Raw genomic sequence first — 22,669 nt, 5'->3', positions numbered from 1 at the left:
CCCCCTTGCTGCCGGCGCTGCTGGAGGCGGAGGCGGCGCAGCTAGCGAGCAGCGGCCTCGTCCGCGCCGCTCGCGAGGCCACCGAGCGTGCCACCAAGCTGGCTGGCGCCCTGGATCGTGCGCGGGCGGAGATCGGCACCCAGGCGCTCGAGCTGTCCGCCGCACTCTCGAAGGCGGACCGTCTGAATTGCGAGCTCTCCCGGCTGAACGAGACGCTGGAGCAGCGGGTCGCGGACGAACTCCGAGAGAGGATGGAGGTCGAGGAGGCGCTCCGACAGGCTCAAAAAATGGAAGCGATTGGCCAGCTGACCGGCGGAGTGGCGCATGATTTCAACAACCTCCTCACGGTGATCATGGGGAGCCTCGACAGCATCCGGCGTCAACTGGACGATCCCGCCAAAGAGCTGAACATGGCCCGACTTCGCCGCCTGCAGAGCATGGCGTTTCAGAGTGCCGAGCGGGCCTCGACCCTCACCTCAAGGCTGCTCGCCTTCGCCCGCCGTAAACCTCTGAAGCCAGAGCCGGTCGACGTGAACAGGCTGGCCACCGGCCTGACCGATCTGCTGCAGAGAACATTGGGCGAGAGGATCTCACTGGAGCCGGTATCCACGCCTGGGCTGTGGCTGGCCAAGGCCGACCCCGCGGAGCTCGAAAGCGCGCTGGTGAACGTCGCGATCAATGCCCGTGACGCGATGCCGAACGGCGGGAAGCTGACGATCGAGACGGCGAACGTGTGGCTTGACGAGCAGTATGTCAGGGCCCTCACCGAGCCGGTGCCACCCGGTCAATATGTGATGCTCGCGGTGGCGGACACCGGTCACGGCATGGACCGGCAGACCCTGGATCGCGTCTTCGAGCCGTTCTTCACGACCAAGGGGGTCGACAAGGGTACCGGGCTGGGGCTGAGCCAGGTGTACGGATTCGTGAGGCAGTCAGGAGGACATGTCCGGATCTACAGCGAGCCCGGAGCGGGGACCACGATCAAGCTGTATCTCCCCCGGGAAGTCGACCCGCTGGCCAAGGCCTCGCAGCCGCGGCCCGAGATCGCTCCGGACGTCGGGTCCGAGACCATACTGGTGGTCGAGGACCATGATGGACTGCGCGAATTTTCAACCTCGGTTCTGCGCGAGCTCGGTTACCAGGTTCTGGAAGCGCCCGAGGGCGGCCAGGCATTGGAACTGCTGAAGACGCGGCAGGATGTGCAATTGTTGTTCACCGACGTCGTCCTGCCGGGGCTGAATGGACGGCAACTCGCGGATGAAGCCCTGCGGGTTCGCCCCGATCTCAAGGTGCTCTTCACGACCGGCTACACGCGAAATGCCATCGTCCACAATGGACGGCTGGATCATGGCGTGGATCTCATCAGCAAGCCGTTCACCTTCGCCGCCCTCGCGGCGAAGGTGCGCCAGGTTCTCGATCGCTAGCCGCGAGCGAGATCGAGAGCAGCCGATATCCCGGATTTCCAGGGTCGGCGGTGAGGCGCGGCAGAGAGGTCCAGCAGTCGGGTGATCCGTGCGCCCTATCGGTAGTAAGCGTCGCCCCGCGTCGGACATGGGTCCATCCGGAGTAGGCGCCCCCCGCGCTGCCAAGGTCTGCTTTCTTGCTGCACCGCTCCCAAGCGGAAGTTCTCGCACCGGCCAGAAGCGGCCGTCCAAGGACCATGGACGATCGTCAAGGCTCGATGAGGTGCTGGATGCGCGACCGACGCGCGTAACTGGCCCTCGGCGCGATCAAGCTGGCGGAAACGGCCGTCTGGGGGGCGACGCCAGCGTGATGAGGTTGCCGTCGGGATCGCGCACCTGCGCCAAAGTGGAATAGTCGCCTTCGTTGTCGTCCCCGAGCATGATCCCGAGGCCCTGCAGCCGGCGACGTTCGGCCTTGAGATCGTCGACATACAGGAACATCGTGCCTTGTCTGGCGATCTCTTCGCTGCTTGAAAGCATGAGCCCGCCCTGATCGAACAGCTCCCAGTGTAGCAGCGTGTCCATCGGGCGGTGATCCGGCCCACGTCCGAGCAGCTTCGTGTACCAGGCTTCGGCCGCCGCAAGGTCCGCGGCGAGCAATGAGGGATAGATCTTCCGCAGGTTCATTGCTTTCCTCCGCCCGGCTCGTTGTTTGCGGCTGCTTGGCAGGCGAGTTCCCGGCAAAATCTGGATGTCATCGCACGACGACTTTGTCCATCAAGCTTTGGAGGCATAGCTTCCGGGCCCACTCTTCGACAGGTGAAGAGCGGACCCGAACCGACGCCGCGTCAGCGCCTCAGCGCCGGCCGCATCGCGACCACGATCGCGCCGAGCAGCACCCAGGAGACGACGTCGAACAGCCCGTCCTCCAGCAGGGCGCTGACCAGGCCGATCAGGCTGATCGCGGCGAGCAGGGCCGGCATTCTATAGGCAGGCCACAGGCCGCGGCGGGCCTTGCTCACGCCGCTGCCCGGGCGCGCAGGCCTGCCTCCATGATCTCGGTGACTCGCGCCTCGGTGGAGCCGCGCGAACGGCGCAGCCACAGATAGAGGCCGCTGCCGAGCACGACGATCGTGGCGAGGTCGAGCAGCGCCCAGAGCAGCTTCAGCGGAAGCCCGCCATAGTCGCCGAAGTGGAGCGGCTGAGACAGGAGCAGGGTCGTGATGTACCAGGGCACCGCCGGCTCCGCGGTCACTTCGCCGGTGGCCGCGTCGACCAGCACCGGCTTCACCAGCCGCTCCGTCAGCGGCGTGTCGCCGTGCATGAACACGCCGAAATGATGGTCCCCGCTATAGCCGGTGCCCGGGTAGCTCACGAAGGCCGGCGCCATGTCCGGCGCCCGCGCCCGCGCCGCCGCCACCGACGTATCGAGCGACGCGAACTGGCCGGGGCGCGGCTGGCCGGCATAACGCGCGCTGAACTCGGCAACGGCTTGCGCCTGCCAGGCGAATTGAAGCGGCCGCGCCAGCGTGTTCACCGCGCCGGTGAGCCCCACCACCAGCGCCCAGGCGAGCGTCACCGCGCCGATCAGATTGTGCATGTCCAGCCATTTGAGCCGGCGGCTGCCGTCCCGTCGCACCGTGCCGAAGTCGAGCTTGCGCATGAACGGCCCGTACAGGACGATCCCCGAGATCAAGGCAGCGGCGAACAGCAGGGTCATCACGCCCAGGAACAGGGTCATGCCGAGGCCTAGGAACAGGTCGGTGTGGAGGCGATAGATGAACATCATCACGCCCGAATCGAGCGACTGGTTGCCGAGCTCGGCGCCGGAATAGGCATCGAACAGGAAGACCTTCATCTCCTCCACCGGCACATCCGGCCGCGCCCCCGTATTGACGTAGACGACCGGCTCGTGATCGTCCCAGCCGAGGAACAGGGGCACGTCGCCGCCGCTTCGCTCAATGGCCCGCGCCATGATCGCGTCGAGGCTTGCCGGCCGAGCCCCTTCGGCGACCGGCGCCGGCTCGCGCATGTCGCGCGTCGCCTGGTCGATCTCCTCCCAGAAGATCAACGGCAGGCCGGTAACGCACAGGATGAGCAGGAAGAGCGTGCAGACGAGGCTCGTCCACTTGTGGACGAGATACCATGCCTTGATCTTGCCGCGTGTCATCGGGGCCTCCTCCCAGAGCGCTCCCGAAAAAAACGGATCCCGATTCTGCGTAAGGGAGCGCGATAGAACATTGTATCCAGACCGTTTCCCGTCCGTGGTGACATTCCGGGCCGCCCGAAGGCCGTCTAGAACCGGTAGCCGAGCGTGGCGATCACCGACCGGCCGTTGCCGGTGAAACAGTCGCCGAAGGAACGGCAGGGTGCGTAATAATCCTTGTCGAACAGGTTGGTCGCGCTGACCGACAGCCGCCAGCGTTCGCGATAGTCGAGCTCGACCAGCGCATCGGCCAGGGTGTAGCCGGGGGTGCGCACGGTCGGTGCACCGAAGACGCCGATCGACCGCGTCGGGCCGACATGGCGCACGCCGCCACCGAGCCTGAGGCTCGTCTCCGCTGTCAGCGCGAAGGTCTTCGCAACCCAGGCGGAGGCGAGATGCCTGGGCGTATCGTTCAGTTGCTCGCCGATTTCTTCCGGATAGCTGCTCTCCTCGACGGTCGCCTCGTTATAGCTGTAGGCGGCGGTGAGGGTGAGATCGCCGGGCAGGATGTAACTCCCCTCGATCTCGAATCCGCGCGACTTGACCCGTCCGGTCTGGATCACGTTGACCGGATTCTCGGGATCGTTGATCGGCCGGTTCGTCTCCTCGATATCGTAGGCGCTCAAGGTGACGAGAACGGTGCGGCGCGGCTGCCACTTCAGGCCTGCCTCATATTGGCGCCCGCGCTGGGGCTCGAAGGCCACCCCGCCGAAATCCAGGCCGGCGACCGGCAGGAACGCTTCCGAATAGCTGACATAAGGCGCGAGGCCGCCGCCGAGCTCGCCGATCAGGCCGGCGCGGAACGTCGTCGCCTCGTCGATCTGCGCATCCAGCCCCTCGGTCTTCGACCGCGCCCGGTCCCGCCGGGCCCCGACGACGAGACTGACGCGGTCGGCATAGCGGATCTGGTCCTGCACGTAGAAGCCGAGCTGGCTGTTGCGCTGGTTGGGGTCGTCGACGAGCGGCACCGGCGTGACTCCGGTCGAGACGGGATCGTAAATGTCGATCGGCGTGGTGACGCCGCTGCCGCTCTGCGAGCGCTGGCGATAGTCGGAATAGTCGATTCCGGCGAGCAGCAGATGCTCGAACGGTCCGGTCGCGAAGCGCAGCTCCAGGTTCGTGTCCGAGGTGAAGGTGCGGATGTCCGCCCGCGAACCGTAGATGAAACGGTTCACCACGCGGTCGTCCGCATCGATGAACGGATCGAGCGGGTTGGCATAGGTGTCTGGATAGATTTCCTGGAAGAAGGACTCGCCGTCGAGATAGCGCAGGCTGGTGCGCAGGGTCGCCGCGTCGGAGAAGCGGTGTTCGGCCAGCAGCGTCCCGACATATTGCGTCGCGCGCAGCCGGTCCTGCTCGGGATCGCCGAGGAAGGTCGACGTGTCGAGCCGCCAGCCCTCTTCGGCGAGAATGGTGGCGACGATGGGAAGGAATTGCTGGGTCGAGGCACCGCGGTCGCGTTGGTAGGTGCCGATCAGGACGATCGAGGTGTCCGGTCCCGGTCGCCAGCTCAGCGACGGCGCGAGCACGACCCGGTCGTCCTTGACGAAGTCGGTCTGCGTCTCCGCGTCGCGGACCACCGCCACCAGGCGACCGGCCAGGGTGCCTGCCGCATCGAGGCTGCCGGTCAGGTCGACCTGACCCTGAAGGCGGTCGAAACTGCCATATTGGACCGCGACCTCGCCGGACGGAACGCCATGTTGCGGGCGCTTGCTCACCATGTTGACGATGCCGCCATTGGCGCCTTGGCCGTAGAGGACCGACGCGGGGCCGCGCAGGATCTCGACTCGGTCGAGCGTCTCGACGGCGACGCGCGGGAGCACCGAATAGTTGAATAGCCGCCGCATCCCGTCGAGATATTCGACCGGGCTGAGGCCGCGGACCGAGCTCGTGTCGCCGCGGGAGTCGAGCCCATAAGCCTCGGCCGTGACGCCGGCCGAGTAGCGCAGGGTCTCCTGGACGTTGCGGGCGCCGCGCTCGAGGAAGAGCTCGCTCGGGACAACGCTGATCGCCTGTGGCGTCTCGATCAGCGGCGTCTCCGTCTTGGTTGCCGTGACTGCGCTGGCGGTGACGAATATCTCGTTATTCTCCACCTCGGCCCGGTCAGACGCGCCTATTGCTGCTTCTTGGCCCTCGGTTTGAATGGCGGCCCGCGCTGCGCCTGGAAAAGACAGCAAGGCGAGCACGCTCACGCCATACGACAAGACCCGGACCATGAACCCACCCCATCTGCTATTGCGAATTGTTCGCAAGCTAACGCTGTTGAGAATCGTTTGCAATAGTAGAAGTTGCTCTGTCTTGACAAAGTTCTTCCTTTGTTCTAGTGAAGGGGACTCCTGAGAAACCGGTTCCTGGAAGCGAGGCCAATGGCTGATCCCCCGGATGTGACTTCGTGCGCGTGCGCGGTCGTCCTTTCGATGCGGCGGCGCCATGCGGCTTTGCTGAATTTCGATCCGGCCAGCGTTCCGATCCGCTGAGGAGACTCGCGCGCGCGTAGCAAGTGTCAATTTCGTCAAGTTATTCAGGATTACGACGTGGAACCTGAACGAACATCAGCTTTGCCTCGCTGGCTTCTAACCGGCTCCGGAGAAACATGTCTTCGGTCGGAAGAAGGTCGCGTGTTAGCCGAACTGGCCCGGCGATTCCGCGCGGTCCATCCCGGCGAATGGGAGCGGCTGAGGCTCTGCCCGCTGCAGCACGGGCTCGAGACGATGATCGAGCAGATGCGGAGTTGATGCAGGCGCACGGGCCTTGCCGCCGCTACCCCTCCCCCACCCGCGCATGATCGACTAAAGCCGCGCCATGCGCCTCGCATTCATGGGAACGCCGGACTTCGCGGTGCCGACGCTCGACGCCCTCGCCGCCGCCGGCCACGAGATCGCCGCCGTCTATACGCAGCCGCCGCGTCGCGCCGGCCGCGGCAAGGCGCTCAGCCCCTCCCCCGTCCATCGCCGGGCCGAGCGAGGCGGCATCGCCGTGCGCACGCCGGCAAGCTTGCGCGACCCGGCCGAGCAGGCCGCTTTCGCGGCGCTCGGCCTCGATGCGGCGATCGTGGCGGCCTACGGGCTGATCCTGCCCGAGCCGATCCTTTCCGCGCCGCGCCACGGCTGCCTCAACGTCCATGCCTCGCTGCTGCCGCGCTGGCGCGGCGCCGCCCCGATCCAGCGCGCCGTCCTGGCCGGCGACGAGACGACCGGCGTGTGCATCATGGCGATGGAGCGTGGGCTCGATACCGGTCCCGTCTTTGCGCGTCGCGAGACCGTCATCGATCGAAAGACGGCCGGCGAGCTCACCGCCGAGCTCGCCGCCATGGGCGGGGCGTTGATGGTGCAGGTGCTCGAAAGGCTGGGAACGATCGTGCCCGAGCCCCAGCCGGAGGACGGAGTCACTTATGCCTCAAAGATCGACAAGAGCGAGGCTCGGCTCGATTTCTCGCAAGGCGCCGAGGCGGTCGAGCGGCAGGTCCGCGCCTTCAACCCCGCGCCGGGCGCCTGGTTCGAACATGCGGGGGAGCGGATCAGGATACTCGCCGCCGAGCTGTCCGATCTGGGCGGGTCTCCGGGAACCGTGCTCGACCATGGACTGACCATCGCCTGCGGCGAAGGCTCGATCGTGCCGACTCTCGTGCAGCGGGCCGGACGCGCGCCGATGCGCCCCGACGAGCTGCTGCGCGGCTTCGTCATCCCGGTCGGCGCCGCCCTCGGACCGGCTGCGTGACGCGCTTTCGGCTGACGGTCGAATATGATGGCGGGCCGTTCATGGGATGGCAGCGGCAGGCACACGGCCCCTCGGTTCAGCAGGCGATCGAGGAAGCCATCCGCGCCATCACGCACGAGTCCGTGACCCTCCATGCGGCCGGGCGCACCGATGCCGGGGTGCATGCGCTGGCGATGACCGCCCATGTCGATATCGCCCGGCCGATCACGCCCTTCCGGCTCGCCGACGGAATCAACGCCAAGCTGCGGCCGCTGCCGGTTGCGATCCTCGCCGCGCGCGAGGTGAGCGAGGATTTCCACGCCCGCTTCAGCTGCATCGGCCGGCGCTATCTCTACCGGATCGCCAACCGGCGCGCGCCGCTCGCACTCGACGCCGGCCGCGCCTGGCGGGTGCCGGTCGTGCTTCACGCCGACGAGATGAATCGTGCGGCCCAGCTCCTGGTCGGCCGCCATGACTTCACCACCTTCCGGTCGGCGCATTGCCAGGCGGAGAGCCCCGTCAAGACGCTCGACCGCCTGACCGTGCGTCGCATGGGCGAGGAGATCGAGATCGAAGCTGCGGCGCGCTCCTTCCTCCATCACCAGGTCCGTTCGATGGTCGGCTGCCTCGAACTTGTCGGACGCGGCAAATGGACGGCGGCGGATCTCAAGGCCGCGCTCGAGGCTCGCGACCGCGCCGCATTGGGCTTCAACGCGCCGCCCGACGGGCTTTATTTTGTCGAGGCTCTGTATCCGGAAGACTGAAGCTTCCGAGGCCGAACAGATTCTGGAGCGACTTTTCCAGCATCAGCAGCTGCCAGAGCAGCCGGCCATGGTCGGCGCGGCCGCGGCGATGATCCTCGGCGAAGCGGGTGATCGCCGCCGGGTCGAACCATCCCGTCTCCCCCAGCGCCGAGCCGCGGGCGATGGCGGCGGCCTCGGCGGCGAGCGGACCGCGAAACCAGGCGGCGACCGGAGTCACGAAGCCCATCTTGCGGCGGTGGAGAATCTCGTCGGGAAGCCGGCCCTGCAGCGCGCGCTTCATCAGCCATTTGCCGCTGCCGCCGCGAAGCCGCATCCGCGCCGGAAGCCGCGCCGCAAACTCGACGAACCGGTGGTCCAGCAAGGGCTCGCGCGCCTCGAGCCCGACCGCCATGCTGGTGCGGTCGACCTTGGTGAGGATGTCGCCGGGCAGCCAGATCTTGAGATCGGCATATTGCGCCCGTGACAGCGAGTCGCGCGCCGGCGCCCCCTCGAAGGCGCGCACGTAGCGGTCCTCGGCGCGATGGCCCTGCAGGCCGCGGGCGAAGCTGGCGCTGTAGAGGGCCGCGCGATGCGCCGGCGGCGTGACTCCGACCGCGGCCGCATAGGCTTCGCCGCTGCTCCGGCCGAGCGCCTGGAGGGTCGTCTTGGCGCGCAGATATTGCGGCGCCCAGTCCAGTTTCGGATAGACTTGGCCAAGCGCCCCGGCGACGCTGGACAGCGGCCCCGGAAGGAACCGGCGGGCTCGCTCCTCGGCGGCGAACATCCGGTAGCGGCGATAACCGGCCATCGCCTCGTCGGCGCCGTCGCCCGAGAGGGAGACCTTCACCTTCTCGCGCGCCAGCTCGCAGACGCGGTAGGTGGCGAGCGCCGAAGCGTCGGCGAAAGGCTCGTCGAACGCGCCGGCCAGCGTGTCGAGCAAGGCGAAGTCGGCCGCCATGACGATGCGGCTGCGATGATGGGTCGCGAAGCCCTCGGCCACCATGGCGGCGTAGCGCGTCTCGTCATGGTCGACGGCGTCGAAGCCGATCGAGCAGGTCTCGACCGCGTTGCGGCTCATCTCCGCCATGAAGGCGACCACCGCCGAGCTGTCGACGCCGCCCGAGAGGAAGGCGCCGAGCGGAACGTCGGCGACCATTCGCGAGCGCACGGCTTCCCGCAGCCGCTCGACCATCTCCGCCTCGAGCGCCTTCGCGCCGCGCGAGTCGCCGGGCGTGAAGTCGATGTCCCACCATTGGGCCGGCCTCGGCACCGTGCGGCCGCGCCGGACCAGCAGATAATGGCCCGCAGGCAGCTTGCTCACGCCCTCGACGATCGAAGCGTCGTCCGGGACGTAGCCGAAGGCGAGATAATCCTCGACCGCGGTCAGGCTCGGGCTCCTGCGCATGCCCGGATGGGCGAGCAGGCCCTTCAGCTCCGAAGCGAAGATGAGCGCCCCGTCCGCCAGAACGCTATAGTGTAGCGGCTTCACGCCGAGCCGGTCGCGGGCGAGGAACAGGCTGTCCGAATCGGCATCGTAGAGGGCGAAGGCGAACATGCCGTTGAAGCTGTCGAGGCATTGCGGTCCCCATTGCCGCCAGGCGGCGAGGATCACCTCGGTGTCGCTCTGGGTGGCGAAGACGTGGCCCTGCCCCTCCAGCTCGGCGCGGACCTCGCGGAAATTGTAGATCTCGCCATTGTAGCTGACCGCGACGCGCCGGTCGGCGGTGAGCATCGGCTGCGCCGCCGCCTCGCTCAGGTCGATGATCGAGAGCCGGCGATGGCCGAGGCCGATACCGGGCGCGGTCCACACGCCGCCGCCGTCCGGTCCGCGATGCTCGAGCACGGAGATCATCGCCTCCACCCGCGCCGGATCGACCGGCTTGGGCACGTCGGGATGGAAGATGCCGGCGATCCCGCACATGGCTCAGTCCAGGCCGGCGGCGCGGTCGGCGAGCCGGTCGACCGGTCCCAGGTCGGCGAGGAAGGCGTCGATCGCCGGACGCGGGCTGACGCCGGTCGCCGGTGCCCGCGCAGAGACGAGCACCGCGACTGCGCGCTGCGGTCCGCCCAGCAGCCGCGTCTTCATCGTCTCCACCTTCACCCCCATGCCGCTCCCAGTGAGGATATCGCCGACCCGGTAGAAGCTGACGACCTCGCGCACCACCCCATGCGAGGCGATCCGCTCCGCGCGTCCGCCGGGTGGAGCGGGAACGTCCCCGGTCCAGGCCCAGCGTCCGCCCGGCGGCGCCGCGCCCTGCCCGAAACCGACCAGCTCGCGGCCCTCGCTCTGGCGGGCGTAGACGGCAACCGCAAGGTCGACGGTGCGGCCTTGAGCGTCGCGATAGCGGGCCATGACCAGCCGGTCGGCGCCGGCAAAGCCCGGGCGCCAGTCGCTTGCCGGCGGGAGCCGGGCCCAGCCGGCCGGCTGCGGAAGCTCGAAGCTTTGCGGGACCGGCCGCGTCGCCGAAGCCGAGATGGCGGCGGACCAGGCGAGCGGCAGCGCCGCCAGGGCGACGGCCGCCGCCGCGACGGGACCGAGACGGCTCCCCTTCCCCGGCGGCAATTCCGCCGGATCGAACCACGGTTCGTTCGCGCCGCGGTCGAAGAAGGGCCAGGCGAGGCCGAGGATCAGCGCGATGACGATGGCGAAGAAGATGCCGCCATAGACGACATGGTCGAAACCGGCGGCGAACTCGACGCTGGTCAGGTGGGCGATGTGGATCGTCCCCCAGGCGCGCACGCCGTTGGCGAGGATCGGCACGACGATCGAGACCGCCATGAAGGCGATCCGGCGCGGCCAGGAGCGGAAGCAGACGTTGGCGACCAGCGCGCCGAACGCGGTCATGGCGATCAGGAACTTGGCCCCGGCGCAGGCTTCGGCGACCTCGAAATAGCCGCTCGCCGTGGTGATGAAGATGCCCTCGAGATGGGCCGGGACGCCGGCCAGGCCGAGCATCGCCATGGCCAAACGGGCGGTCAGCGTCTGCAGGGCGGGCACCAGTTCCTCGCCGGCCGGGATAAGGAACAAGGCGAAGAAGATCGGGAAAGCGAGCCCGCGCGACACGGCCGGGCCGAGGCAGGCGATCGCCGCGCCCTGAAGCATCAGCACCAGGCCCGCATGACGGGCGAGGTCGATCCCGCTCGCTTCGCCCAGAAGCCAGCCGAGCGCTCCCGCCGCCACAAGCGCCAGGCCGGGCGCCCACGCCGCCGGCGCAAGGCGTCGAAGCTCGGGGAGGCGTTGCCAGACCAGCCAGGCGATGATCGGCGGGATGAGCAGGCAATGGTTGAAGGTCGAGCTGTTCCACCAGATCGCGACGATCTCGCCCGCGTCGCGATGAAGGATGAGAAGGATGGCCGCCCAGGCGAGGCCGAGCGCGGCGAGGTGGCGGCTCCACGGCGATGCGGCCAGGCCTTCGCGCAGTCGGGCTGGATGGAGCGCGGCGGTCATGCCGCTCGCCTTGCCTGGCCGGTAAATACCATCGCCTCGAGCGGGGCGAGCCTCTGTTCCCAGCTGTAGCTGTGCTCCACGCATGCGCGGGCCGATCGCCCGAGCTTGCCGGCCATTTCCCTGTCGGCCAGCAGCGCGCCTATTGCCTTCGCCATAGCCGCGGCACCGTCGGCCACGAGCAGGTCGCGGCCTGCCTGGGCCTCGATCCCCTCGAACGCTGCGGGGCTGGCGACGACCGGCTTGGCCATCGCCATCGCCTCGAGCACCTTGTTCTGGATTCCGCGGGCGATCCGCAGCGGCGCGACGACGATGTCGGCGGCTTCGAGCCAGCTTCGAATGTCCGGCACCGCCCCGGTCACCGTCACCCTCTCGCTTTCGAGCCGACGCACCTCGGGCGCCGGGTTGCGTCCGGCGACGACGAAGCGCGCCTCGCGCAGAAGCGGCATCACCTCGGCGGCGAACCAGCGCACCGCGTCCACGTTGGGCGCATAGTCCATCTGGCCGGTGAACAGCAGGACCGGGCCCTTCCCCTTCGCTGCGGGATCGAGGCGTTCGAATCCGGCCGCGGGGCCGAAGGTGCCGAGATCGATGCCGTTGGAGAGGGCGCGGATGTTCGGCAGGCCGGTCCGTTGTCGGAACAGCGCCGCCTCCGCCTCGCTGACGAAGGTGGTGACGTCGGCCCGGGCGGCGGTCGCCACCTCATGAGCGAAGAGCAGACCGGCCTCGCGGCGATGGACCCAGCGCATCGGTCCGCTACCCTCGTCGGCATATTGGGCGAACTTGGCCGAATCCACGTCGCCCAGATCCATGACGAAGCGCGCGCCGAGCGGCTGCGGGACGAATTGGGCCATCTGGCCGGAGAAGGCAAAGACGGTCCCGATCCGGCCCGATCTTAGCAGGCGATCGACGAAGCGGCGCAGCGCCGGGCTGTCGAACAAGGTCAGCGAGGCGGGCTTGCCGTGGATCAGGGCGCGTGCCCCGGCGACGGCGCGGCCGGTACGCCGGACCTCGACATGGGCCTCGCCGAGCGCCTCGCCCATCGCTTCGCGCAGCGCCGGGAGGTGGGCGGCGTCCGCCGCATCGTCGGCGAAGCAGGCGAGATGAACCGGGGCGATCCGGCCAAGCGCGCGCAGGAGGTTCCAGGATCGGATCTTGTCGCCACGGTCGGGCGGAAAGGGAATGCGGTGGGCGAGGAACAGGATCGAGGGCCCGTCATGCGCCCGGTCCCCGCCAACGAGGCTCCGAGCGCTCATGCCAGCTTCGACTGCTCGGCCGCGGCTATTTCGTCGATACGGCCCCATTGGTGCCGGCCGAGCAATTTCAGCAGCTTGGGCTCCATGACGGAGAGATTGGTATAATGTCGGAGGCGCGATTTCAGCGGCGCGCCGTCGGGGCGCGGCTGGTCCGGATCGATCTCCCAGGGATGGAAATAGAAGATGGCCGGGCGTCCCTCAGACCGGTTGGTCCGGGCTACCGCCCAGGTCGAGAAAGCGAAGGGCAGCAGCCGGAAGAAGCCGCCTCCGCCGGCGGCCAGACGGCGGCCGGCGACGGTGACGGTGGTGACCGGAAGCTCGATCAGGCTGGAACCCTCGACCGGGCGCCAGGCGAAGCGGGGCGATTCCGGCCAGCCATAATGGTCGTGGCGGATCGGCGCGACGCTCGAAGAATAAGCATAGCCTTGCTCGGCGAGCACCGGATGGGCCCAGGGCGTTCGGGCGTCGATCGAGAAGCTCGGCGCGCGGTAGCCGGCGACCGCGGCGCCGCCCGCATCCTCGATGGCCGCGCGGGCGCGGGCGAGGTCGGCGCGGAACTCGGCCTCGTCCATCGTGAAGACGCGGCGATGGTCCCAGCCGTGGCTGGCGAGCTCATGCCCGGCTTCGGCAATGCGCCGGACCAGCGCGGGGTGGCGCGCCGCCACCCATCCCAGCGTGAAGAAGGTCGCCTTGACGCCGGCCCGGTCAAACAGGTCCAGCACCGCATCGGTATTGCGCTCGACCCGGCGCGGGAGCGTCTCCCATGAATCGCGGGCGATCACCCTTTCGAAGGCGCCGACCTGGAACCAGTCCTCGACATCGACCGAGAGGGCATTGCGCATGCTCGCGCCTCCTCGCCCGTTCAGGCCGCGTGGGTGCGGTAGGCCGTCTCCGGGCTGCCATTCTCGACCCAGTCGACCAGCAGGGTCAGGACACGCCTCAGCATCTTCTCCTGCTCCTCGGCGCGGGCCTCGAGCGCGGCAATGCGCCGCAGCAGGGCCGGGTCCGCGAAGGGCACGGCCTGCGACGGTGATGCGGGCTCATTGGCCGGCTCGGCCGGAGAAGAACGGGCGGCTCTGATCGGGAGCACCCTCTCCTCTTCCGCCTGCGGCGGCGCCGCCGGTGCAGGAGCCGGTGCCGGCGTGTCGGCATTCATGTCGGCGGCGACAGCCTCCACCGCCTCGGCGACGATCATGTCGGCATCCTCGACCGCCGCATGCAGCAGCAGCCGGTTGGCGAGCTGGTTGACGCGGCGCGGAATTCCGCCGGTGGCGGCATGGACCGCCGCCAGGGCGCCGGGCGCGAAATCGGGACGGCCCTGCCAGGCGACTAGGCCGAGGCGGTGGCGGATATAGGCTTCGACCTCGTCCTCGCCCATGGCGTAGAGATGGTGGGTCGCAATGACGCGCTGCCGGAGCTGCTCGAGGCCCGGCGAGGCGAGCTTGTCGCGGAACTCCGGCTGGCCGAGCAGGACGATCTGGATGAGCGCCTTGCCCGCGATCTGGAAGTTGGAGAGCATGCGCAGCTCTTCGAGCGCGGAGACCGGAAGGTTCTGCGCCTCGTCGACGATGAGAAGGGTGCGCTTGCCGGACCGAAGCTCCTGCTCCAGGCGCTGCTCCACGGCGTCGAGCAGGCGCGCTTTCTCCACTCCGGCCGTGGCGAGGCCGAGCCCCTGGGCGGCGAGGCGGAGCATGTCGTCCCCCTCCACCTGGGTCGATACCAGGCTGATGGCGTTCAGCCGCGCGCGGTCGATCGTCGCCATCAGATGGGCGACCAAGGTCGACTTGCCGGCACCGATCTCGCCGGTGACGACGATGAATCCTTCGCCCTGCGCGAGGCCGTAGCCGAGATAGGCCATCGCCTTGCGATGGGTGCGGCTTTCGAACCAGAAGCGGGCGTCCGGCGTCAGCTGGAAGGGCTGACCGGCGAGACCGTAATGCTCGATATACATGGGCTCTCCCTGATCTTTCCCGCTCAGAAGGTGTATCTCAGGCCCAGCAGCGCCGAGATGACGGTGCTGTTGAAGGTGCCGTCGTCGTGATGGTCGATGCCGAGCGCCGCGATCAGCCGCATCCTGTCCAGGAGGAAGTTGCGGTTGTAGCTCAAGGTCGCGCCGGTGCTGAACACGCGGTCGAAGTCCGCGAGGTCGGTGTCGAACCAGCTTGCATAGGTATTGAAATCGATGCTCGAGGTGCGGCTCAGCTGGCGGCCGACCGAACCGAACAGGCCGATCGTCTCGTCCTCCTCGGCGCCGAACACGTCGAACGCCGGGTCCTGCGGCCGCTTGTAGCGGCGCTGGGCATAGCCGGCGCCGACGCCCCAGCTCCAAAGGCCGCGATTGCCGGACAGGATCAGGCTTGCCCCCCGCATCCGGAAGGTGTTGCCGCGGATCGACTGGAGCGACCGGTCGAAGCACACGCCGGTGCCCGGATCCGCGCCAAAGGCGCAGCCGCCGAGATTGCCGGTCAACGGATCACGATCGATCTCAAAACCGTCCGGCAAGTTACTGAGATCATTGACCAGAAGATTGCCGAACGTCTCGACCGTGTCATAGACCACGATGTTCATGCCGGTGTTGGCGCTGAACTGGTGCGACAGCGAACCGACGAAGGTGGTTCCGCCATAGCGGTGGCCGGCCCGGGCCTGCAGCTCGGTACGGGCGCTCGGGCGCCATATCAGCCCGGCATCGTAGATGATTCCGTCAATGTCGTAGGTAAGGACCCGCGGCCGCGTCGGATCTGCAACCGGACGGCCGTCCGGACCCACGATCGGGATCCCGTCGGCGTCGCGGGCGAGATCGAGCTGGCTGGACCTGATATCCTCATAGCCGACACCGGCGGTGAGGGCGAGCGTCGGGCCGACCGGGACGACGACGTCGGCGCGTACGTACGCGCCTTCGAAATCATGATCGAACTCGCTTTCGGTGTCGGTGCGTGCATAGCCGCCGCCGACGGTCCAGCCGACCGGCAGCCGGCCCGGCGCCATGCCGACGCTGGCGGTGGCGCTATGCGCGACCGCCGAATCGAAATCCTCGCGCGGGCCGCCGACGATGCTGTCGTCGTCGATGGCGACATAGCCCAGTCGGTAGGAAGCATTGACCGCGACCGGACCGGCATGGGTCGACAGGGTCGGGCCGGCATATACGCTGTAGACTTCGACCGATTCGTCCCGGTCGGTGACGCCGATCGCGCGGCCTTCGCCGCCGGTTCGGGTGGCAAGCGCGCCCGCCTCGAACTGAAGCGCGCCCGGAACGACCTGGACGCCGACCAGCGCAACGCCGGAATGCACGTCCTGGTCTCCGACCTCGCCCTGCCATTCGATGTTGCGCTGATAGCGATAGCTCATCTGCACGGAGACGCGGCGGGTCTCGACGCGACCGTCCACACCGGCTGCGACGCTCGTATAGGTGAGCGTATCGCCCCCATCGAGCTCGGCGCTGACCACCTGGGCTACCTCGAGATAGGGTCTTATCTCGGTCCGCGCGCGCCGCGCCCGCCCCTGCGATGCGGCAGGAGCCGGGCCGGGGGCCGCATCTTGCGCTGGAGCCGCCTCGAGGCCAGAGCCGTCGAGCGCTGGCTCCGGATAGGAGACGCCCGCCCCCGGCGCCGTCTGCGCCTGCGCGGTTGCCGCTCCGGCAAAGGCAAGGCCCAACGCCAGCGCGAGCCGCTGGCAACGGCGGAAGAGGTGCGTTTCACGCTTCATGTTCGAGCGCCTCATAGGAGCCGAAATTACGCCCCGAGACGGCGATGGCGGCGCCGTTGAGGATCAGCGCGACATTGTCGCAGCCTACCAGCAGCCCGACCGTCTCGCGCAGGTCAGCTTCCGTGGTGCGGTCGGCCCGCACGACGACCAGCACCTGACCGACATGCCCGGCAAGCACGGTCGCGGGCGAAGCCATCAGGACGGGCGGAGAATCGAGCAGGATGATGCGCCTCGGATCGCTGGCAATCAGCCCTGCCAGCACCTCACGGGTCCGATCCGACGCGAGCAGCTCGGGCACCGCATGGTCCCTGCGCCCGCCTGGGAGCACCGAAAGGCCTGGTACGTCGGTGCGAATGACCAGCGATTCGGGGTCCAACGAGGGATCGGCGAGCACGTCGACCAGGCCCGGTCCGTCCTCGATGCCGAGGATCGCGAGCGCGTCGCGTTTGGTGAAGTCGCCGTCGATCAGCAGCACTTCGAGGCCGCGCTCGCCGGCCAGCGACAAGGCCAGGTTGGTCGCGCAGAAGCTCTTGCCGTCGCCGGACTGGGCGGAGGTGATCAGGACCGACCGACGCTTCTCCTCGGGCAGCGACACGCGCCGCTCGACCATCGCCAGCAGCTGGCGCTTGAGGAGCCGCACCTCTTCCGCAAGGCCCGTGGCCGGCGCTTCGGGCACGATATAGCCGGCCTCGGCCAGAGCGTCCCGGTCGATCGGAGACACCCGGATAGCGCCCTCGGGACGATGGGGCGCGATCGGGCGCTTCGACACGAAAACGGCCTCGGATTCGGGCTCGAGCGCGGGAACGGGGGCCGGAGCTTCGCGCTCCGGCTCGCCGGCTTCCACGACCGGAAGCGGCTCCGGGTCCGGCTGCACCGTGCGGGCGCGCAGCGCGGCCCCGAAGTCATAGACCTCGGCGGCGCGTTCGATCAACGAGATGCGGCTATGCTTCATATCGTTCCTCACGCCACCGAGCTTCGCTGCCAGAATTCGATCAGGATGAGCACGGCGTAGCTGCCGGCGAGGCCGGCGGCGGCGCCGCCGAGCCAGACCAGCCGCTGACGCCGACGGGAGCGCTCAGGCGGCGTCACCACCTCGCTCAGGGTGCCGATCACAGGCAGCCCGGTCAGCTCGGCCAGCCGGTTCTGAGTCGGGAAAGTGGTCTGGAGCTGGCCGGCGATGAAGGCGGCGGCGATTCCGGCGCCGGCGGCAACCACCAGCACGAGCGTAAGGAAGAGCGGGCGATTGGGCGCGCTGGGAACGCTCGGGACGCTCGGAGGCTCGACGACCTGGATGTTCAACGGGCTCGTCCGGGTCTGGACGTCGCTGCGCAGACGCACCTGCTCCCGATTGGCGAGCAGTTGGTCGTATTGCTGCTTTAGCACCTCATGGTCTCGGTTGAGGCGGGCCTGCTCGGCGGCGAGGCTCGGTTCCGTGGACTGGCGCGAGCCCAACTGGGCCAGGTCCGACTGGAGCTGGTTGCGACGGGCGATCGAGGCGGCGAGCTGCGCCTCCCGCTCGGCCATCATCGCCCGCAGCGAGACGTAGGAAGGATTGGGCATGCCGGTCGTCCCCTCGCGCCGCTCGGCGGCGGCATAGGGACGCAGGCGCGCGATCTGCTGGCGGGCAGCGATCACGTCGGGATGCTGCTCGGTCCAGCCACGGGCAAAATTCTGGTTCAGTTGCGCTTCGAGCGCGGCGATCTGACCGCTGGCCGTGCTCGCCGCCTCCCCCATGCCCGGCATGGTCTGCGGCGTAGCGGCCAGCTGGCCGCGCATCGCGTTCAGCGCGCCCTGGGCGGCGATGATCTGCTGCTCGATATTCGCGAGCTCGGCGCGGGCCGCGGACATGCGCTGATCGATGGTGCCGGCGCCCGGGAGCAGGCCCATGAAACGCTGCTCGAACTCGACCCGGCGCTGCTCGGCTTCCTGGAGCTGGACCTCGCGGCGGCGCAGTTCCTCATCGAGGAACTGCAGCGACTGCCCGGTCTCGCGGCCGTCCCCGGTCAGGTTCTGCTCGACGAACAGGTCGATCAGCCCCTGGACCGTCGCTGCGGCGGTGCGGGCGTTCTGGCCGTTCGAGAAGCCGGAAATGTTGGAGAAAGCCGTGATCTCGATCATGCCGTCGGGCATGGCGGTGATCATGATGCGCTGGCGCAGCGCGGAGACGACGCCGCCGAGGTCGCTTTCGCTGGCGACCATCGAGTTCAGGTCGGTGCGCCGCACGACCCGCACGAGATTCTCGTTCGACGTCAGCGTCTGCTTCAGGCGGAGCAGCTGGTTCTGCCGCTCGTCCGGAGTGATGCCGATCTGATTCGTCAGGATCGACTGCATCTGGACGAACAGGCGTGCCTTTGCCTCATAGCTGTTGGGGATGAGCGCGATCACCAGCCAGCCGAGCACGGCCACGCCCCAGGCGACGGCGATCGCCAGCCAGCGGCGGCGCCAGATCTGGTGCAGCGCGATCCGGAACTGTTCGTAGAGTCCGTCCATCGAGAGCTATCGTCCTTGAAAAGGCAGAGCGTGCGGGGTCAGAACATGCTCTCGGGGATGATGATGACGTCGCCCGGCTCGAGCCGGACGTTGGCGCGTACGTCGCCCCGGCGGAGCAGGCTGGCGATGCGCAGGTCGTACTGCCGCTGCTGCCCGCTCTCCCGGTCGACGCGGATCAGCCTCGCCCGATCGCCCGCGGCGAACTCGGAGAGGCCGCCCACCGCGATCATGGCGTCGAGCAGGGTCATGTTCGCGCGATAGGGGATGGCGGCCGGCCGCTCGGTGGCCCCGACGATGCGGATCTGCTGGGAGAAGGTGCCCTGCGGCCGATCGACCATCACCGAGACGAGCGGGTCCTGAATATATTCGGCGAGGATGACGCGGATATCCTCCGCGAGCTGCGCCGGGGTTTTGCCGACCGCCACCATGTCGGTGATCAGCGGCGTCGTGATGCGTCCGTCGGGGCGAACCTGGACCCGGGCGCCGAGCTCCGGATTGCGCCAGACGAAGACGGTGAGTTCGTCGAGCGCGCCGATCAGATAATTGTCGCTGACCTGGGCACCGTCGCCGACGAATCCGGCGGCGGGCAGGCTGTTGCCGGTGCCGCCCGTCGACGCGCAGCCGGACAGGAGCATGGCGCTGGACGTGGCGAGAGCCAGTGTGAACTTCGCAGAAAAACGCATGACCATCCTCTTCACTCGCACCCAAGCCCGGGTCCCGGCCTGTCCCGTGACGGGATGGACGGGGCGCAGGATTTGGGACTGCTATGGCTGCAAGAGGTAAAATTACGGTTAGGAACAAGGCGCATTTGGACGCCGTCCCAGAACGGGACCGGAGCAGGGGATGTCGTTAAGGCAGAAAGGGTTGGAAGACGCCGCGAGGATCGAGCGGCGCGGCTCGGCTCTGCTCAAGAGCCCGGTCCGGCCCGATGTTCGCGGGCTTAGCCGCCCACCACCATCTCGCTCGCGGGATGCTGGGCGAGGAAGGCCTGGGGACTGGCCGAGAGGCCATAAGCACCCGCAAGGAATATGGCGACGAGATCGCCCGGCCCGGCTCGGGGCGTCATGACGTCGTCCGCGAGCCGGTCGAGCGGCGTGCACAGGCAGCCGACGATGCTCGTTTCCTCGTCCGGCTCGGCACCGAAGCGCGAGGCGATCGCGACAGGATAGTTGCGTCGGATCACCTGGCCAAAATTGCCCGATGCGGCGAGCTGGTGGTGCATGCCGCCGTCGGTGATGAGGAAGGTCCGGCCGTGACTCTCCTTACGGTCGACGATCCGGGTCAGATACACCCCCGCCTCCCCGACCAGCCAGCGGCCGAGCTCGATCGCGAACCGGCTGTCCGCGAGAATGGCGTGTCGGCCGTTCAGCGTCTCGGTGAGGGCCGCGCCGACAGCGCCGATGTCGAGCGGCCGCTCGCCGTTGAAATAGGGAATTCCGAACCCACCCCCGAGATTGACCAAAGGCGGCGCGGCGCCGGCGGCTTGCGACACCTCGGCGGCGAGTGCCACCGTGGCCCTTTGCGCCTCGATCAACGCGGCCGGGTCGAGCGCCTGCGAACCGGCGAAGATGTGAAAGCCGCGCCAGTCGGCACCCGCCGAGCGGATGCGCCGGATCAGCGCGGGCACGCGCGCCGCATCGACTCCGAACGGCTTCGCGCCGCCGCCCATCCGCATGCCCGAGCCCTTGATCTCGAAGTCCGGATTGACTCGAACGGCGAGCCGCGGCGTCCGGCCGAGCCGGTCTCCAATCGCAAAGGCGCGCTCGGCTTCCCCTTCCGACTCGCAGTTGAGCGTGATGCCCGACGCTATGGCCTGCTCGAGCTCGACGTCACGCTTGCCGGGTCCGGCGAAACTGATCACGTTTGGATCACCGCCGGCCCCCAGGGCCAAACGCAGCTCACCCCCGGAGGCGACGTCCAGGCCGTCCACCTGCTTCGCAACGTGCCTAAGAACTGGCTGGTAAGAGTTTGCTTTTATGGCATAATGAAGATCGACATCCTGGAAGGCCGCACGAAAATCCCTGATCCGACGGTCGATCAGCGCCAGATCGTAGACGAACATGGGCGTGTCGGCCTGCGCGACGAGCGCGTCGGCGCGGCGACCGCCGACCAGCAGCATGCCATCGGCGTCGGCGGCGAAGCCGGCCGGTATCGTCCCCATGGGTTTGCTCATGCTGTCAGCTCGTTCTTCAGCTCCACCCGGTCGAGCTTTCCGTTCGGACTCCGCGGCAGCTCGTCGCGCCAGACGATAGGCCCCGGCTGCATAAAATTGGGTAACTGGCGCCGAAGATAGGCGCGCAGAGCTTCTTCCTGATGGGGCACGGCGGGACGCACCACCAGGGCGATGCCCTCCCCGAGCCGGGCGTCGGGATAACCGAGCGCCACCGCCTCATGTATCAGCCCGGAGGCGATCGCGGCTTCCTCCACTTCCGTGGGACTGACTCGGTTGCCGGCCGTCTTGATCATCCCGTCCTCGCGCCCGACAAAATAGAGCAACCCCTCGGAGTCGCGTCGCACCCGATCGCCAGACCAGACCGCGGTGCCGCCGTAGTGCGACCCCTCGGGCGCCGGCCTGAACCGTTCGGCCGTCCGTTCGGGATCCTTCCAATAGCCCATCGCAACCAAGGGCCCGGCATGGACCAATTCGCCCTCCCCCGGTCCCTCGATCGGCCGACCTTCATGATCGACCACCATGATCTCGGCGAAAGGGATGGCGGTACCCATCGAGTCGGGGTGCGTGTCGAGCAGGGCCGGTTCGAGATAGGTGGACCGGAACGCCTCGGTGAGACCGTACATGGAGTAGATTTCGGCGACGGGGAATATCTCGCGCATCCGCCGAATCACCGAGGGCGGCAGCTTGCCGCCGCTATTGGTCAGGCGGCGCAGGCTGAGCGCGGCCATGGGCGGCCATGCCGCTTCGATCAGCTGAACCCACAAGGGAGGAACGCCAGCCAAGGTGCTGATTCTATGTTCCTCTACCATGCGAATTACATCACGCGGCGTCAGATATTCGAGCGGGACGACGCAGGCGCCGGCCGCCCAGGCGGAAAGCAACTGGTTCTGGCCGTAGTCGAAACTGAACGGCAGCACGGCGAGAACCCGGTCCTCGGGGCCAAGCCGGAGATAGGCGGCGACGCTGACCGCGCCGAGCCAAAGATTGGCGTGGGTCAGCATCACGCCCTTGGGCCGGCCGGTCGAGCCTGAGGTATAGAGCAAAGCGGCGAGATCGTCGGGCGCCGCTCTCGAGGGGGCGAGCTTTTCGCCGTGGCCGAGGAGCTCAAAGCCCGCTTCCTCGTCGAGCCCCGCGCAGATCGACGGCACGTCGCCCGGCTCCAGGGCTGCCAGGCGGGCTCGGCCGCTGAGGAGCAGCTCCGCGCCGCTGTCGGCGAGGATGTGGGCGACCTGCATGCGCTTGAGCAGCGGATTGATCGGAACATGGACCAGGCCCGCTCGCGCGGCCGCGAGCGGCAGCAGGCTGGTCATCCGGCCCTTGGGGAGCCAGCTCGCCACCCGCGCACCCGGCGCGAGGCCGCGCGCCCGAAGCGCCGCGGCGAGCGTGCCGACCGCCTGCTCGAGGGCCGCATAATCGAGCGCGCCTTCGCGCGAGACGAGCGCCGGCGCGCCGGGCGCGCCCAGCGTTGAAAGGTGATCGAGCGGACGGGGGTTCGGATCGGGGGCTTGCACTGTGGTTCCTTGATGGCCCAGAGCTTCTGCCGCAGGCAGGGGCG

Annotated in this window: 18 protein-coding genes; 3 read left to right on the top strand and 15 right to left on the bottom strand. The window is 68.3% G+C overall.

The features are described from left to right. Positions 1 to 5: 5 nt before the first annotated feature. Positions 6 to 1,424 (top strand): ATP-binding protein, encoded by a 1,419-nt coding sequence (locus EKM57_RS12630; RefSeq protein ID WP_243451020.1) that lies wholly within the window; start codon positions 6 to 8, stop codon positions 1,422 to 1,424. Positions 1,425 to 1,730: 306 nt separating this feature from the next. Here the strand turns inward: EKM57_RS12630 and EKM57_RS12625 are convergent, their stop codons facing one another. From EKM57_RS12625 to EKM57_RS12615, 4 genes are all read right to left on the bottom strand, one after another. Further along, positions 1,731 to 2,090 carry a VOC family protein gene (locus EKM57_RS12625; protein ID WP_129792851.1) on the bottom strand — a complete coding sequence of 120 codons (360 nt, stop codon included), beginning with the start codon at positions 2,088 to 2,090 and terminating at the stop codon, positions 1,731 to 1,733. A gap of 161 nt (positions 2,091 to 2,251) precedes the next feature. Then, positions 2,252 to 2,425 carry a hypothetical protein gene (locus EKM57_RS21915; protein ID WP_165357381.1) on the bottom strand — a complete coding sequence of 58 codons (174 nt, stop codon included), beginning with the start codon at positions 2,423 to 2,425 and terminating at the stop codon, positions 2,252 to 2,254. Continuing rightward, positions 2,422 to 3,573 (bottom strand): PepSY domain-containing protein, encoded by a 1,152-nt coding sequence (locus tag EKM57_RS12620; RefSeq protein WP_129792850.1) that lies wholly within the window; start codon positions 3,571 to 3,573, stop codon positions 2,422 to 2,424. Before EKM57_RS12620 ends, EKM57_RS21915 begins: the two co-directional genes overlap by 4 nt. Before the next feature lie 125 nt (positions 3,574 to 3,698). Continuing rightward, positions 3,699 to 5,825, bottom strand: a complete 2,127-nt coding sequence (locus EKM57_RS12615; RefSeq protein ID WP_129792849.1) for a TonB-dependent siderophore receptor — start codon at positions 5,823 to 5,825, stop codon at positions 3,699 to 3,701. A gap of 586 nt (positions 5,826 to 6,411) precedes the next feature. Here EKM57_RS12615 and fmt point away from each other — a divergent pair. After that, the gene (gene fmt, locus EKM57_RS12610) at positions 6,412 to 7,326 is read left to right on the top strand and encodes a methionyl-tRNA formyltransferase (protein ID WP_129792848.1); all 915 of its coding nucleotides are present in this window, start codon (positions 6,412 to 6,414) and stop codon (positions 7,324 to 7,326) included. Further along, on the top strand, positions 7,323 to 8,069 hold the full coding sequence (truA, locus tag EKM57_RS12605; RefSeq protein ID WP_129792847.1) for a tRNA pseudouridine(38-40) synthase TruA: 747 nt from the start codon (positions 7,323 to 7,325) through the stop codon (positions 8,067 to 8,069). Before fmt ends, truA begins: the two co-directional genes overlap by 4 nt. Here truA and EKM57_RS12600 read toward each other — a convergent pair. The 11 genes from EKM57_RS12600 to EKM57_RS12550 form a co-directional block, all read right to left on the bottom strand. Next, positions 8,014 to 9,969: an XrtA/PEP-CTERM system amidotransferase gene (locus EKM57_RS12600; protein ID WP_129792846.1), complete on the bottom strand. Its 1,956-nt coding sequence runs from the start codon at positions 9,967 to 9,969 to the stop codon at positions 8,014 to 8,016. The two genes, truA and EKM57_RS12600, sit on opposite strands and share 56 nt — an antisense overlap. 3 nt (positions 9,970 to 9,972) lie before the next feature. Then, entirely contained in the window at positions 9,973 to 11,496 is a 1,524-nt protein-coding gene (xrtA, locus tag EKM57_RS12595; RefSeq protein ID WP_129792845.1) for an exosortase A, read from the bottom strand. Continuing rightward, positions 11,493 to 12,749, bottom strand: a complete 1,257-nt coding sequence (locus tag EKM57_RS12590; RefSeq protein ID WP_129792844.1) for a TIGR03087 family PEP-CTERM/XrtA system glycosyltransferase — start codon at positions 12,747 to 12,749, stop codon at positions 11,493 to 11,495. The genes xrtA and EKM57_RS12590 overlap by 4 nt, the downstream gene beginning before the upstream one ends. Next, a complete protein-coding gene (locus EKM57_RS12585; RefSeq protein WP_129792843.1) occupies positions 12,746 to 13,591 on the bottom strand; it encodes an XrtA system polysaccharide deacetylase in 846 nt (281 codons plus the stop codon). Before EKM57_RS12585 ends, EKM57_RS12590 begins: the two co-directional genes overlap by 4 nt. 20 nt (positions 13,592 to 13,611) lie before the next feature. Then, the gene (locus tag EKM57_RS12580) at positions 13,612 to 14,700 is read right to left on the bottom strand and encodes an ExeA family protein (RefSeq protein ID WP_129792842.1); all 1,089 of its coding nucleotides are present in this window, start codon (positions 14,698 to 14,700) and stop codon (positions 13,612 to 13,614) included. A gap of 23 nt (positions 14,701 to 14,723) precedes the next feature. Continuing rightward, positions 14,724 to 16,451, bottom strand: a complete 1,728-nt coding sequence (locus EKM57_RS12575) for a hypothetical protein (RefSeq protein WP_129792841.1) — start codon at positions 16,449 to 16,451, stop codon at positions 14,724 to 14,726. Beyond that, positions 16,441 to 17,403: a CpsD/CapB family tyrosine-protein kinase gene (locus EKM57_RS12570; protein WP_129792840.1), complete on the bottom strand. Its 963-nt coding sequence runs from the start codon at positions 17,401 to 17,403 to the stop codon at positions 16,441 to 16,443. Before EKM57_RS12570 ends, EKM57_RS12575 begins: the two co-directional genes overlap by 11 nt. A gap of 8 nt (positions 17,404 to 17,411) precedes the next feature. After that, positions 17,412 to 18,941 (bottom strand): XrtA system polysaccharide chain length determinant, encoded by a 1,530-nt coding sequence (locus EKM57_RS12565; RefSeq protein ID WP_129792839.1) that lies wholly within the window; start codon positions 18,939 to 18,941, stop codon positions 17,412 to 17,414. A gap of 38 nt (positions 18,942 to 18,979) precedes the next feature. Continuing rightward, on the bottom strand, positions 18,980 to 19,624 hold the full coding sequence (locus tag EKM57_RS12560; RefSeq protein WP_129792838.1) for an XrtA/PEP-CTERM system exopolysaccharide export protein: 645 nt from the start codon (positions 19,622 to 19,624) through the stop codon (positions 18,980 to 18,982). A gap of 257 nt (positions 19,625 to 19,881) precedes the next feature. Further along, positions 19,882 to 21,114, bottom strand: a complete 1,233-nt coding sequence (locus EKM57_RS12555) for a pyridoxal-dependent decarboxylase, exosortase A system-associated (RefSeq protein WP_129792837.1) — start codon at positions 21,112 to 21,114, stop codon at positions 19,882 to 19,884. Further along, entirely contained in the window at positions 21,111 to 22,625 is a 1,515-nt protein-coding gene (locus EKM57_RS12550; protein WP_129792836.1) for an acyl-CoA ligase (AMP-forming), exosortase A system-associated, read from the bottom strand. The genes EKM57_RS12555 and EKM57_RS12550 overlap by 4 nt, the downstream gene beginning before the upstream one ends. Positions 22,626 to 22,669: the final 44 nt, after the last annotated feature.

Source organism: Sphingosinicella sp. CPCC 101087 (assembly GCF_004151485.1).
Classification (GTDB): Bacteria; Pseudomonadota; Alphaproteobacteria; order Sphingomonadales; family Sphingomonadaceae; genus Allosphingosinicella.
This window is presented reverse-complemented; position numbering and strand designations above follow the sequence as displayed.